A 13478-nucleotide genomic window follows, 5' to 3' on the forward strand; every position below is an offset into this window, starting at 1 on the left:
GATAGAGCTAGTGCCAAGCCGCTGACCCATGCCAAACGCCGCGCCATGGTGAATTTTCCCACCCGTGATCCTCCCGTGACATTATTATTTTGTAAGAGTAATTCGGAGAATGCTCGGGAGCAACCTGTTCCATGCCTTATGCCACGGTCATTAACGACGCTGGCAGGACCAATTGTTTGGCGACATAGCGAAGACCATGTCCTTCCCTCGACTCTCACCATCCTGGTTCCGCCACCGGGTCCGATCGAGCGAGGCCAGCCTTGTCCTTCTCGCCATCGCGATCGGCGCGGCGGCGGGACTGCTCAGCGTGGCACAGGGCGTGATCGCGCGGGGTTTGCAGCGGTTGCTGTTCACGTTGGAGGCGGATCAGCGATTGAGCGCCACCGCGACAGTGCCCGTCTGGGGGTTGCTCGCCCTGCCGCTCGGCGGGTTGGTGCTGGTTCTGTTTTCGCGCGTAACCGGCGCGCGCAAGCGGCGGCTGGTCGACGCGGTGGAGGCCAATGCGCTGCACGGCGGGCGTATGTCTTGGTCGGACAGTCTGGTGATTTCGGGGCAGACGATCATCTCCAACGGCTTCGGCGCCTCGGTCGGGCTGGAGGCGGCCTATGCGCAGCTGGGGGCGGGGCTGGCCTCGATCACCGGGGGCTGGCTGAGACTGCGGCGCGGCGACCTGCGCGTACTGGTCGGGGCGGGGACCGGCGCGGCGATCGCGGGCGCGTTCGGGGCGCCGCTGGCGGGGGCATTCTATGCCTTCGAAATCGTGATCGGTGCCTATACCCCCGCCGCCATCGCACCCGTCGCCGCCGCGACGCTGACCGGCGTGCTGGTGGCGCAGACGCTGGGGGCGCAACCCTATCTGGTCAATGCCGTCGCGGGTGAGGCGGTGCTGACCCATCACTACCTTATCTATGCGGGGCTGGGAGCGGTGGCGGCGGCGCTGGGCATCGTGCTGATGCGCGCGGTCGCGGAGATGGAGACGCTGACGCGTAGCCTGCCCATCCCGGCAGCGTGGCGGCCGGTGCTGGGTGGATTCCTGCTGATCCCGTTAGCGTGGCTGACGCCGCAGATCCTGTCGGCGGGGCACGGGGCGCTGCATCTCGACCTGGAATATGGCCTGCCGCTCAGCTTCCTCGCCGCCATCTTCGTCATGAAGAGCGCAGCATCGATCGTGTCGCTGGGTTTCGGTTTTCGTGGCGGCCTGTTCTTCGCCTCGCTATTCCTCGGCAGCCTGCTCGGCCATATCTATGCCGATCTGATCGGCCTGATGGTCGGCACGCCGGTCGTCGATCCGCAAAATGCCGCGCTGGTCGGCATGGCGGCCTTCGCTGTGGCGGTCGTCGGTGGGCCGATGACCATGGCGATGCTGGTTCTGGAGGCGACGCACGACTTCTCGCTGGCGGGGGCGGCGATCGCGGCCTCGCTGGTCACGACGACCATCGTGCGCGAGACGTTCGGCTATTCCTTCTCGACCTGGCGGCTCCATCTGCGTGGCGAGACGATCAAGAGCGCGCGCGATGTCGGCTGGATGCGCACCCTGACCGCTGGCCGCATGATGCGCCGGGTCGAGCGGGCGACGCCCTCGGCATGGACCATCGCCGAATTTCGCCGTGCCTTTCCACTGGGATCGACCAGTCGTGTCGTGCTGGTCGACGAAAAGGATCATTATGCCGGGATCGTCCAGACCGCGCGGGCCTATGTCGACGGGCTGGACCCGGCCGAGCCGGTCGCGACGCTCGCCATCCAGCGCGATCATGCGCTGACGCCCGAGGCGGATGTGAAGGCGGTCATGCGCGCGCTCGACGCAGCGGGTGCCGACGAAATGGCGGTCGTCGGCCCGGACCGGACGGTGCTGGGCCTGTTGTCCGAACCCTATGTCCGCCGCCGCTACGCCGAGGAGATGGACAAGGCGCAGCGAGCGCTGTTCGGCGAGGATTGACCGGGCTTGTTTCATTCCTCCCCTGTAAGGGGAGGGGGACCATCCGCAGGATGGTGGAGGGGTGTCACCCTTCTCGATAGCGAGACACCCCTCCGTCAGGCCTTCGGCCTGCCACCTCCCCTTGCAGGGGAGGAATGGGCCGGGTTCAGCGCACGCCGTCGATATAGCGGGTCACATTATCCGCCAGCACGTTCAGCGGAACGTTGCCGCCATCGACCACCGCCTGGTCGAAATCGCGCAGGTCATAGCGCGTCCCGAGCGCCTTTTGCGCGCGGGTGCGCTGCGACACGATCTCGGCCCGCCCGACCTCGTAGCCGCAGGCCTGACCCGGCCAGGCGCAATAGCGGTCCACCTCGCTCTCGGCATTGCTGCGCGGCAGGCCGGTGGCGGCGATGAACTCGGCCAGCGCCTTGTCCCGCGACCAGCCGATCGCATGGATGCCGGTGTCGACGATCAGCCGCACCGCGCGCCACGCCAGACCCATCAGATAGCCGAGCCGCCCGGCAGGATCGTCGCGGTACATGCCCAGCTCGTCCGCCAGCTGTTCGGAATAGAGCGCCCAGCCCTCCGAATAGGCGTTGAACGCCAGGATCGAGCGGATTAGCGGCAGCTTCTGCGCATATTCGCCCTGCCAGACATGGCCCGGTATCCCCTCATGATAGACGAGATCGGGGATGGTAACGCGGTTGTGGATCGACGGATCGCCCAGATTCACCCAGACCTTGCCCGGCACGCTGCCGTCGATGGTGCCGGGGCCGCCATAGGCCGCAGGTGCGCCCGGTTCCTGGGCCACGGGCATCCGCCGGATTTCCAGATTGCCGCGCGCCAGACGCCGGAACGCATCGGGCAGGCGCGGCCGGATCGCGTCGATCCGCCCCTGCATATAGGCGACGATCTGCCGCCGTCCTTCGTCGCCATCGGGAAAGCCGATGCCGGGGCGCTTCTGGTAGGCGATGGTCCGCTCCGCGACGCTGCCCTGGGTTAGCCCTTCCTTGCGCAGGATCGCATCCATCTGCGCCTGGAGGTCGGCGAGGCGGGCGACGCCCATGGCGTGCAGGTCGGCCGCGCTGCGCCGCGTGGTCGTCCCGGCACGAAGGCCCCAGCCATACCATTCCGGCCCGTGCGGGCGGACATTCATGCCGGGTGCCGCGATGGCCACGCCGCGCTGCGCCTGCAACTCGGCCAGTTGCCGCTCCAGCGCGGGCACGATCGCCGAGCGCACGATCTGCGCGGCACGGTTGGTCCAATCGCCCGGAATCGCGGTCGTCTTGCACGCGAGCGGGCCGATCAATGGGCCGTCGGCCTTCGCCGCCTCGGCAATGGTGCCGGTCATGCCCTTGATCGTCTTGTCGAGCAGGAAGGAGGGCGGTACCAACCCCTGTTCGCGTGCCTGCCGGATCCGCACCGTCTCTCCATCCAGCTGCGCGGGCATGGCGGCAAGGCGGGCGAGATAGGCCTCCGCATCGGCCTTGTCGCGAACCGGCTGGTCGCCGTCCAGCATCTGCGGCACGTCCAGCCAAGCGCCGACATTCTGGATGACGGCATAGGGCGTGTTCCGCCAGTCCCCGATCGTCGCGACGCCGTACGGCAGTGCCATGCCGTCCAGCGCGGTCCGGAACGCGCTTTCCACGACGGCGAGGCTGGTCAGCGTCGAAGGATCGAGCCCGGCGCGCGGCACCCGCGCGACCTGTTTCAGCGCATCGGTCAGGAAGTGCTGTCGCGCGGCGATGCCGGTGGGCGAGCGATCCTCCAGCCTGCGTCGCAGATCGGCATGGGTTCCGGTATCCACCCCGAGGGTCGTCGCCCGCTCAGGGACCAGTTCGAGCAACTGCCACGCCAGCCGATCGAGCAGTGCGCCCGCATCGCTGGCGGGGGCAGCGGCGCGTATGGAGGCGGAGGCGGAGAGGGCGGTGATGCCCGCCAGGGTTTCGCGACGGGAGAAAGAACTGGTCATGCCCGCAGGATGACCGGCGCTTGGCCGCAGGTCAAACGGGGATGCAGGCGACTTGCCACTGTAACATATTGTTCATGCCCGTGTCGCTTTCCTGTCTTTCGACCGCCCTACCCACCGGCGGGTGAGCGAAAGGGGCGGGTGACATTATGAAGAGTTTTTCGCGACTTGTGGGTGTGTCTGCCCTGGGACTGTTGCTGGCGGGGGCGGCATCCGCGCAGGAAACGGCTGCGCCGCCGGGATTGAAGCTCGATCGGGTCGTTCTGTTGATGCGGCACGGCGTCCGCCCGCCGACCAAGTCTCCGCCGATGCCCGAAGGCACCGCTAACCAGCCCTGGCCGGACTGGCCGGTCGCGCCCGGCTATCTGACCCCGCACGGGCGCGTGGGCGTCGAGCGGCTGGGCGGCTATGACCGGCGCGTCTGGACGGCGGCGGGCCTGCTGCCCCGCTCGAGCTGTGCCGCGATCCGGATCGTGGCCGACAGCGACGAGCGTACCATCCGCACGGCCGAGGCTTATGCCGGGACGCTGGAGCCGGGGTGCACGGTCGCGATCGAGCATAAACCGCAAGACGTGGCCGATCCGATCTTCTCGCCGATCGATGAGCGTGCGGTGCCCTTCGACGCGGCCAAGGCGCGGGCGGCGGTGCTGGACGGGGCAGGGGGCGAGGCGGGCCTTGCCGCGCTCGACCGGCGGCTGGCGCCCGAGCTGGCGCGGCTGGATGCGATCCTTTGCGCGCCCGTATCGCCGACCTGCGGCGTGCGGCAGAAGCCTACCGGACTGGCCCCGGCCAAACCCGACAAACGCCCCAAGCTGACCGGCGCGGTCGATCGGGCGTCGACGGCGGCGCAGATCCTGCTGCTCGAATATGCCGAGGGCAAGCCGATGGCCGAGGTTGGCTGGGGCCGCGCGACGGCCGCCGATATCGAGCGGCTGGGCGTCTTCCATGCCGAGGAGTTCCGGCTGCTCGCCCGCCCGCGCTATGTCGCCAAGGCGAACATGGCGGGGATTGCGCCGTTGATCGTCCAGGGGCTGACGGCGGGCAAGGGGCCGGTGGTCACGATGATCTCGGGCCACGACACCAACATCGCCAGCCTGGGCGGGTTGCTCGACCTGCATTGGAAGGTGCCGGGGCTGGCGGCCGACGATCCCGCGCCGGGCGGGGCGATCGTGCTGGAGCGGTTGGTCGATGCGCGGGGACAGGCCTATGTTCGCGCGCTCTATCGGTCGCAGACTGTCGAGCAGATCCGCAAGCTGGCCGATCCGGGGGCGGAGGCGCCCTATGTCGCTGTGCTGCCGATCGCGGGCTGCAAGGCGCGGGGTATAGTGGGGCTCTGCACGATGCAGGCGTTCCAGGCGCAGCTTACCCGCTAAACCATTCCTCCCCAAACCCACTTGGGGAGGGGGACCGCCGCGCAGCGGTGGTGGAGGGGGAGGTGCCCCATGCCCCTCCACCACGCTCTTCGAGCGCGGTTGCCCTCCCCATCAAAGATGGGGAGGAATTGGCGGGCCTTACCAGGTCAGGTTCAACCGGCCGTAAAGCTGCCGCCCGTTGAAGCCGAAGGGCGAGTAGTATGGGAACGCCGTCACGCCATTGTTGTTGAGCGTGGCGGGCGTCGTACGGGGATAGACGTCGAACAGGTTCGATGCGCCTAGCGCGAACGACACATTGTCGTTGAAGCGGTACCGCCCCTCCAGATCGACGATGGTGCGCGGGCCGGTATAGAGGTCGTTGGCGACGACCGACCCGGGTTGCAGCACATCGCCATAATGCACCGCGCGCAGCGTCGCGCCGACCGCCTGACGGGTCCAGTCGACCGAGCCGACGATCTTGGTGCGCGGCGTGCCCTGTTCGATGGTCAGGATACGGTTGCGGCCGAACAGGCTGGGCGCGGGGTTCAGCGAGGCCGTCGAGGTCGGCACCCGGTCGACCGACAGGTCGTTGATGTTCGCCGCCGCGCTCAGGTTGAAATTGCCCAGCGTCTCGGTGCGCCAGTTGTAGGCGGCGACGATATCCAGGCCCTTGGTCGTGGTCTGGACGCCGTTGATGAAGAAGCGCGCCGCCTGTACCCCGAACGGCGACAGCAGGCCTGCGACCTGCGGGCTGGCCGAAGACTGAATATTTTCCGACAGCACGATCTGGTTGCGGATGCGGATGCGATAGCCATCGACGGTCAGGCTGAACCCGCCGAAGCGCACGACCGTACCCAGCGAATAGTTGCGCGACTTCTCCGGTTCCAGCGGCAGCGCGCCCAGCGTCCGGGCGAGATTGCTGTCGACCGGATACAGGCCGGTTTCCAGAATCTGGTTGTTCGTGACCAGCGTCTGGGTCGAGGTGTAATATTGCTGTTGCAGCGACGGTGCGCGGAAGCCGGTTGACAGCGTGCCACGGAAGGCCAGCCACGGTGCCACGTCATAGCGGGCGGAGAATTTGGCGGTCGCGGTTTCGCCGAAGTCCGAATAGCTCTCGCCCCGCACCGCCGCGCCGAGGGTCAGGCGATCCCACAGCTTGGCTTCGACATCCAGATAAAGGCTGCCGTTGCTGCGATGCGCGTCGACCTGGTTTTCGGGTCGGAAGCCGACGAAACCCTGCGCGCCCGAAGCCAGATTGGCGGCGGCGCCGGGCGCACGGTTATAGCTTTCGGGCTGGCCCGCATCGATCTTGAAGCCCTCGCGGCGATACTCGGCACCCGCCGCGACGTTGAAGACCGCCGCCCCCAGCGTATATTCGCGCGACAGGTCCAGCCCGGTAACGAGCTGGTCATAGGTCAGGCGACCGTCGTCGAAGTCGCGCAGCGTCGCATTGCCATAGGTCGAATTGGCCGAGTTGAGCGTCGCGAAGTCGATCGTGTTGCGGCCATAGCTGACGGTCAGGTCGGCATTCCATTCGCCGATCGCGCCGCGCACGCCGCCGGTCGCGGTATAGTCGCGCGAGGTCGTACCGATCAGCGGCAGGAAGCCGTCTGGATAGAGGCCTCGCACGGCTTCGGCGTTGACGTTGTTCGCGCCCGCGACGCGCGGGAAGGCCGCGCTTTCGCTGCTGCGCTGCTGGAAACCGCCATTTGCATAGGCGGTCCAGCCGCTGTCGGCGAGCGGCAGCGCGGCGTTGAGATAGACCGTGCCCTGCTCGATCTGCGGATCACCGAAGCGCGCGCGGATGCGCAAGGGCGCGGGGCCGCGCGGGTCGATATCGGCGCGGTTGGTCGGCTGGCGCGCGACATATTCGCCTGACAGCGTGAGGAAGCCATCGCTGCCCAGGCCGAAGCCCTTCCAGCCGCTGATCGTCACGGACTCGCCATCGCGGACCGAGCGCGAGGTGCGCGCCGCGTCATATTGGGTGGCGAAGGTGCCGAAGGTCACGTTCGCACCGCCGCCCGACCGGGCTTCGCGCAACCGCAGATTGACCACGCCCGCAATCGCGTCCGAGCCATATTGTGCCGCCGCGCCGTCGCGCAGCACCTCCACCCGGTCGAGCGCGACCGTGGGGATGGTGTTCAGATCGACCGCCGCCGCGCCGCGCCCGATCGAGCCGTTGATGTTGAGCAGCGCGGAGGTATGCGCGCGCGTGCCGTTGATCAGCACCAGCGTCTGGTCGGGTGACAGGCCGCGCAGCGTCGCGGGGCGGATCGCATCGGTGCCGTCGACCGCCGCCTGACGCGGGAAGTCGATCGAGGGGGCGACGCTCGACAGCGCCTGCGCCAGCTCGGTCGTGCCCTGCGCGCGTAGGGCGTTGCCGCTCAGCACGTCGACGGGTGAGACGGAGTCGAGGCGGCTGCGCCCCTGGGCGCGGGTGCCGGTGACCACGATGTCGTTCTGCGCCGGGGTGGCGGCGGGTTCGGCCTCGGTCTGGGCGGTCGGCTCGGTGGCGTTCTGGGCCAGAGCAGGTGCCGCTAGCAGCGGCGTCAGCAGCATGGTGCCGGTAAGCAGCACGGATCGCGCGGTGCGCATCGGGTCGTTCCCCCTTAATATTATCAACGAGATGGGCTTTGTTGCTCCTATCTCTACACCGATGCTGGGAATTGGGGGGCAAGGCTTCCTTGGGGGGCGATAAGGTTGGCTTGGCGGTGACGGATGGTGGGCTGGCGAAGTATGATGATCAATAACCCTCTCCTCTCTCCCCTGGACAGGGGAGAGGGTTAGCGGAGCTTGCCAGCGTGCTGGCTAGCGCAGCTTGGGTGAGGGGTCGAGCGAGCCTCCGGCTCGCGCGCTCGCCCAGCGAGCGCTCCACCCCTCACCCAGCTCCGACTAGGCCTTTGCTCTCGCAAAGACCAAGTCTGCGCAACCCTCTCCCTCTGAGAGGGGGGAGGGAAGTGGGTGTTCGTGACGGGCGGTCTGTCCTAACTTACCAGACGTGGACCCGCTGTTCGGGCGTCAGGTACAGTTTCTGGCCGGGCTGCACCTTGAACGGGCCGTACCACGCATCGAGGTTCCGCACGGTCAGCACCCGCCACGGCGCGGGCGCGTGGACATCGGTGGCGATCCGTGCCCGCAGCGCCTTGTCGCGCATCTTGGTGCGCCAGCTCTGCGCAAAGGCCAGGAAGAAGCGCTGGTCGCCGGTCAGGCCGTCGATCACCGGAGCGGGCTTGCCGCCGAGCGAGGCCTTGTACGCCTCATAAGAGGCGGTCAGTCCGGCGACGTCGGCGATATTCTCGCCCAGTTCCTGCTCGCCGTTCAGGTGAAGACCGGGCAGCGCCTCATAGGCGCTATACTGCGCGACCAGCGCCTGACCGGCGCCCTCGAACCGCTTCAGATCGGCGGGCGTCCACCAATTGTGCAGCCGCCCGGTGGAGTCGAAATCGGACCCGAGATTGTCGAAGCTGTGGCTGATCTCATGCCCGATCACCGATCCGATCGCGCCGTAATTGGCCGCCGCGTCGAACTTCGGATCGAAATAGGGGCTTTCCAGGATCGCGGCGGGGAAGTTCAGCGCGTTCTGGAGCGGCAGGTTGACCGCGTTCACCGTCTGCGGCGTCATCCACCATTCGCCGCGATCGACCGGCTTGCCCAGCTTCGCCAGATGATAGCGATAGAGCGACAGCCTGGCGCGCTGGGCATTGCCGACCGGATCGTCGGCGCGAACCTCGAACTTCGGATAGTTCCACCAGTGATCGGGATAGCCGACGCCGACCTTCAGCACCGCCAGCTTGGCGCGCGCTTCCTTCTTGGTCGCGGGCGCCATCCAGTCGAGCGCGGCGATCCGCCGGTCGAAGGCGGCGACGATGTTCTTCACCATCTTCTGGATTTCGACCTTGGACGAGGCCGGGAAATAACGCGCGGCATAGATCTTGCCGACCGCCTCGCCCAGTGCGCCGTTGACGGCGGAGATGCCCCGCTTCTCGCGCGGCTGCTGCGCGGGCGTGCCGTTCAGCGTGCGACCGTAAAAGCCGAACGAGGCATCGTCGATCGCCTTGGGCAGCGAACCCGTAACTTGGTTGATGGTGTGGAAGGCCAGCCAGTCCTGCCAGCTTTGTAGCGGCTCGCTGGCGACCAAGGCCGACAGCCTGGTGATCGCATCCGGCTGCCAGGCGATGAAGTCGCGCTGGCTGGCGGGTACGCCCGATGCGGTCCAGAAGGCGTTCCAGTCGATGCCGGGGGCCTTGGTATCGAAATCGGCGCGGGTCCAGGGGTTGTCGCCCTTATGCGCGTCTTGGCTGGCGATGATGTCGGTCTGCGCGGCGGCGATCTTCATCTCCAGCGCGAACACCCGGTCGGCGCGGCCTTGCGGATCGGACAGCCCGGCCAGCGTCATCAGCTGGGTCAGATAGGCGCGGTAGGCGGTGCGGATTTCCGCCATCTCCGGCTTGTCCGACAGGTAATAGTCACGGTCGGGCAGGCCCAGGCCGCCCTGCATCAGATAGGGGACGTTGCGGGTCGGCTGGTTCAAGTCCTGGCTGACGAACAGGCCGAACAGGTCGTTGGTGCTGGCGTAATTGTTGTTGTTGAACGGATCGGTGTCCGACCGCATCGCCGCGCCGATCGCGCGTGACAGGTCGCGCTTGTCCTTGATCGCGGCGATGGCGGCCAGATCGCCCTGGATCGGCTTCAACCCGCGCGCCTCGATCCCGGCGGTGTCGGTATAGGCGGCATAATAATCGGCGATCCGCTGCTCGTCGCTGCCGGGCGCGCCCTTGGCGGATGCCGCGCCCTTGATGATCGCGGCGGTGCGCGCCTCGGCCCGCAGCGAGACGTCCAGGCCGACGCCGATCGAGGAGCGGTCCGCCGGGATTTGCGCGGTCTTGATCCACGTCCCATTGGCATAGTCGTTGAAATTGTCGCCGGGTTTGACGCTGGGGTCGATCAGCGCCTTGTCGACGCCGGGCAGCAAGCCGGTCTGGGCGATGGCGGCGGAGGAAGCGAGGAGGGCGGCGGCAAAAGCAAAGCGCTTCATGATGATCCTGCAATCGGGAGATTATGCCCGATGGAGCACCCTTCACCGACCCCAAGTCAAGGATCATAACATGAACTTCGTGTCATGATCCTCGATGGCCATGCCTTCAATAAAGCGTATCGGCCAGCCGCTGGGGCAGGGCGCGGTCATAGGCGTCGCCATCGATCCCGGCGGCGGACAGGGTGCGCAGGATCGTTCCCGGACTGGGCAGCGTCTGGCGGTCGATATGGGCGTCCGGGTTCCATAATCCGGCGCGGATGACGGCCCGGCTGCACTGGAAGAAGACGCTGCCGACCGTGATCCGCAGCACCGATTTCGGCACCTGTCCGGCCATGACGAACCGATCGAGCAGGTCCGGGTCGACCAGGATTTCCGCCGTGCCGTTGACCCGCAACGTCTCGCCGATGCCGGGTATCAGGAACAGCAGCGCGACGCGCGGATCGGTGACGATGTTGCGCAGGCTGTCGATCCGGTTGTTGCCGCGCCGGTCGGGCAGCAGCAGCGTCCTGTCATCCTCGATATGGACGAAGCCCGCCGGATCGCCGCGCGGTGTGGTATCCAGTCCCGCCGGACCCGCCGTGGCGAGAACCGCGAAAGGCGCTGCTTCTATGAAGGGGCGATAGACCGGGTGGATATGGTCGACGACCTTGAACTTCGACGGCGCGGCGATCGGTCCGTAAAGCGCCTCAAGGCCTTCGATGGTCGTAATGCGTGTATCCTGGCTCATTCCCTGCCCCTCCAGCCGGCCGCCTCTCGTGGCGTGGAATGGAGGGCAGGGCAATCACGATCGGGGGCGGGTTCAGGGAAAGCCCTTGCCCCCATGCGCGCCGACGGCGGTGCCGGTGGAGAAGGTCGCCTCTCCGCTCGCCAGCGCGACATAGAGCGAGGCCAGCTCGGCGGGTTGCCCGGCACGGCCGAGCGAGGTGTCTTGGCCGAACTCGTGCATCTTGCCCGGCAACTGCCCGCCCGCGACTTGAAGCGGGGTCCAGACCGGGCCGGGCGAGACGGCGTTGACGCGAATACCCTTCTTCGCAAGCTGCTTGGCCATCCCGCGCGTCAAATTCTGGATCGCTGCCTTGGTCGAGGCATAGTCGATCAGATCCTCACCCGGATCGTAGCTGTTTTGCGAGATGGTGTTGATGATGACCGAACCGGGCGGCATCGACGGGATCGCCGCCTTGGAAAAGCGGAAGACGTGGAAGACGTTCGTCTCATAGGTGCGGACGAATTGCTCGTCGCTGATCTCCACGATGTCCGCCTTGGACTGTTGATAGGCGGCATTGTTGACCAGCAGGTCCAGCCCGCCGAGCTGTGCGATCGCCTTGCGGACCACCTCCTCACAGGCCTTTTGCGTGCGGATATCGGCGGGCAGCAGCACCGCTTTGCGCCCCGCCTGACGGATCAGGTCGGCGACCTCGCGCGCGTCCGGCTCCTCGCTTGGGTGATAGTTGATCGCGACATCCGCCCCTTCGCGGGCAAAGGCGATGGCGGCGGCGCGCCCTATGCCGCTGTCGCCGCCGGTCAGCAGCGCCTTGCGCCCCGTCAGCTTGCCCGATCCGCGATAGCTGGTCTCGCCATGATCGGGGCGCGGCGTCATCTTGCTGGCGAGTGCGGGCCAGGGCTGGCGCTGTTCGGGGAAGGGGGTGCGGGTATAGGCCGAACGCGGATCGCGCAGGCTGGGCACGCCGTCGCCGCCCGCTTGCGCCAGCGCCGCGCCCGGTGCGGCCGTCGCCGCCAAACCAAGCGCCGCCCCGCCCAGAACGCCGCGCCGCGAGGTTTCGATATCGCTCATAGGGATGTCCTTCACGAAGACGGGGGGTGCATTCCTTGCCCATCGAATAGGGAGCATCTCCCCAACCCTCACGCGGCGGGGATTATCCCAAAGCTGCGTCAGGATAACGATTTATAGGGAAAATATCCGCTGGCGTCGATGGTCGAGCGCCGACAGCCGATGTCAGGCGGCCAGCGCGTAGCGACGGCAATGGTCGAGATAACCCGCCTCATGGCTGCCCGAGAGCGCCACGACGCTTTCCCATAGCCATGACGGCGTATCCAGCCCGTCGCGGCGATCGGCCTCCAGGGTCTCCAGCCACGCGGCGCGGGTCGCCGCGTCCATCTGGCGACCATGGGCCATGCCGACGACGAAGGCCAGATGACGGGCCGCGCGCACGGCTTCACCTTGACTGAACTGTTCGACCTCCAGTTTCAGATCCTGCGGTGTCAGTTCGCGTATGAACAGCGAGCGGTCCAGCATCGTCACGGGCATCATCCGCGATCCGAGATAGGGCGACAGATGGCGCGCCGCCTCGATCACCCGCTCGGCATTGTCGGCGGGCATGTCTGCGCCGTGCACCGCAGGGGCGATGGGGGCGGTCGCTTCCTTCAGGTCGACCAGCGCATAGGACCAGTTGCCCTTGCGCGTCTTGAGCGCCACGATCGCGGCGTAGCGCAGCAGGCCGAGCGAGCTGCATCCCTTCATCCAATAGGCGGCATCGACCAGCCGGACCTCGCGGTCCTGCGGCTTGCCCTTCAGCGACAGAACCATGGCCCCGACCCGCTCGTCGGCGAACAGCGCGGTCAGCGCCTCGCGTTCCTCCGGGGCTAGCTCCCAGAATTTCTTGCCGAGCGGGATGCGCGGTTCGACTGCATCCAGACGCTCCTTCGCCAGATGGCGCCAGCGTCGGCCAAGCGCCTCGCGCTCGATACTGCGAACGACCTCGGACTCGACGCCGACATCGCCACTGGTCGGATCATGGATCGCCGTCGCATATCCCTCCATCATCGCTTCCATCATCCGCATCGTGATGACGCCGGGCAGGTCGGAGCCACGCGCGGCCGTGGCAAGCGACAGGCCCAGCCGGATCAGATCATGCGCCGGATTGCCGATCACCGCCTGATCGAGATCGCGTATCTGTATCTCGACCGAACCGCGACCATTGGCGACCGGCCCCAGATTGCCGAGATGACAGTCGCCGCAGATCCACACGGCCGGTCCCGTGGGAACGCGCCGCGCCGCCTCGGACGCCGCCAGCCATTCGTAGAATTTCGCCGTATTGCCGCGAACATAGGCATGGGCAGATCGCGCCATCTTCAGGGTACGTCGGGCTTCCAGAATGGCAGTGCGATCGGCGGGCAGGGGCATGAATGATGGAACCTCGAACTAATGTCAGCACGACAACGCAGGAGGTTCTGGAAAGTAACGAA

Annotated in this window: 8 protein-coding genes; 2 read left to right on the forward strand and 6 right to left on the reverse strand. The window is 67.0% G+C overall.

What is annotated here, in order from left to right; genetic code table 11:
• Positions 1-196: 196 nt before the first annotated feature.
• Positions 197-1936: a chloride channel protein gene (locus KV697_RS01040; protein WP_219019743.1), complete on the forward strand. Its 1740-nt coding sequence runs from the start codon at positions 197-199 to the stop codon at positions 1934-1936.
• A gap of 145 nt (positions 1937-2081) precedes the next feature.
• Here the strand turns inward: KV697_RS01040 and KV697_RS01045 are convergent, their stop codons facing one another.
• Positions 2082-3890, reverse strand: coding sequence for a DUF885 domain-containing protein (locus KV697_RS01045; protein ID WP_257575504.1), 1809 nt, complete (start codon positions 3888-3890; stop codon positions 2082-2084).
• A 173-nt stretch (positions 3891-4063) separates the two neighbouring features.
• On the opposite strand from KV697_RS01045, the gene KV697_RS01050 reads away from it, so the two are divergent.
• Positions 4064-5260, forward strand: a complete 1197-nt coding sequence (locus tag KV697_RS01050) for a histidine-type phosphatase (RefSeq protein WP_257575505.1) — start codon at positions 4064-4066, stop codon at positions 5258-5260.
• A gap of 138 nt (positions 5261-5398) precedes the next feature.
• Here KV697_RS01050 and KV697_RS01055 read toward each other — a convergent pair whose 3' ends face one another.
• From KV697_RS01055 to KV697_RS01075, 5 genes are all read right to left on the reverse strand, one after another.
• Positions 5399-7834: a TonB-dependent receptor plug domain-containing protein gene (locus KV697_RS01055; RefSeq protein WP_219019745.1), complete on the reverse strand. Its 2436-nt coding sequence runs from the start codon at positions 7832-7834 to the stop codon at positions 5399-5401.
• A gap of 394 nt (positions 7835-8228) precedes the next feature.
• Positions 8229-10274 (reverse strand): M13 family metallopeptidase, encoded by a 2046-nt coding sequence (locus KV697_RS01060; RefSeq protein WP_219019746.1) that lies wholly within the window; start codon positions 10272-10274, stop codon positions 8229-8231.
• 106 nt (positions 10275-10380) lie between these two features.
• A complete protein-coding gene (locus KV697_RS01065; RefSeq protein ID WP_219019747.1) occupies positions 10381-11001 on the reverse strand; it encodes a pyridoxamine 5'-phosphate oxidase family protein in 621 nt (206 codons plus the stop codon).
• A 72-nt stretch (positions 11002-11073) separates the two neighbouring features.
• Positions 11074-12066 (reverse strand): SDR family oxidoreductase, encoded by a 993-nt coding sequence (locus KV697_RS01070; protein WP_306822671.1) that lies wholly within the window; start codon positions 12064-12066, stop codon positions 11074-11076.
• Between the two features lie 162 nt (positions 12067-12228).
• Complete coding sequence (locus KV697_RS01075; RefSeq protein ID WP_219019748.1) at positions 12229-13416, reverse strand: DUF2252 family protein; 1188 nt, start codon at positions 13414-13416, stop codon at positions 12229-12231.
• Positions 13417-13478 lie beyond the last annotated feature (62 nt).

The sequence above is a fragment of the Sphingomonas sanguinis genome, assembly GCF_019297835.1.
In the GTDB taxonomy this organism is placed as follows: domain Bacteria; phylum Pseudomonadota; class Alphaproteobacteria; order Sphingomonadales; family Sphingomonadaceae; genus Sphingomonas; species Sphingomonas sanguinis_D.

Coding starts and splice junctions, on each gene's coding strand:
- KV697_RS01040 (WP_219019743.1), top strand. CDS start 197: ATGTCCTTCCCTCGACTCTCACCATCCTGGTTCCGCCACCGGGTCCGA.
- KV697_RS01045 (WP_257575504.1), bottom strand. CDS start 3,890: ATGACCAGTTCTTTCTCCCGTCGCGAAACCCTGGCGGGCATCACCGCC.
- KV697_RS01055 (WP_219019745.1), bottom strand. CDS start 7,834: ATGCGCACCGCGCGATCCGTGCTGCTTACCGGCACCATGCTGCTGACG.
- KV697_RS01060 (WP_219019746.1), bottom strand. CDS start 10,274: ATGAAGCGCTTTGCTTTTGCCGCCGCCCTCCTCGCTTCCTCCGCCGCC.
- KV697_RS01065 (WP_219019747.1), bottom strand. CDS start 11,001: ATGAGCCAGGATACACGCATTACGACCATCGAAGGCCTTGAGGCGCTT.
- KV697_RS01070 (WP_306822671.1), bottom strand. CDS start 12,066: ATGAGCGATATCGAAACCTCGCGGCGCGGCGTTCTGGGCGGGGCGGCG.
- KV697_RS01075 (WP_219019748.1), bottom strand. CDS start 13,416: ATGCCCCTGCCCGCCGATCGCACTGCCATTCTGGAAGCCCGACGTACC.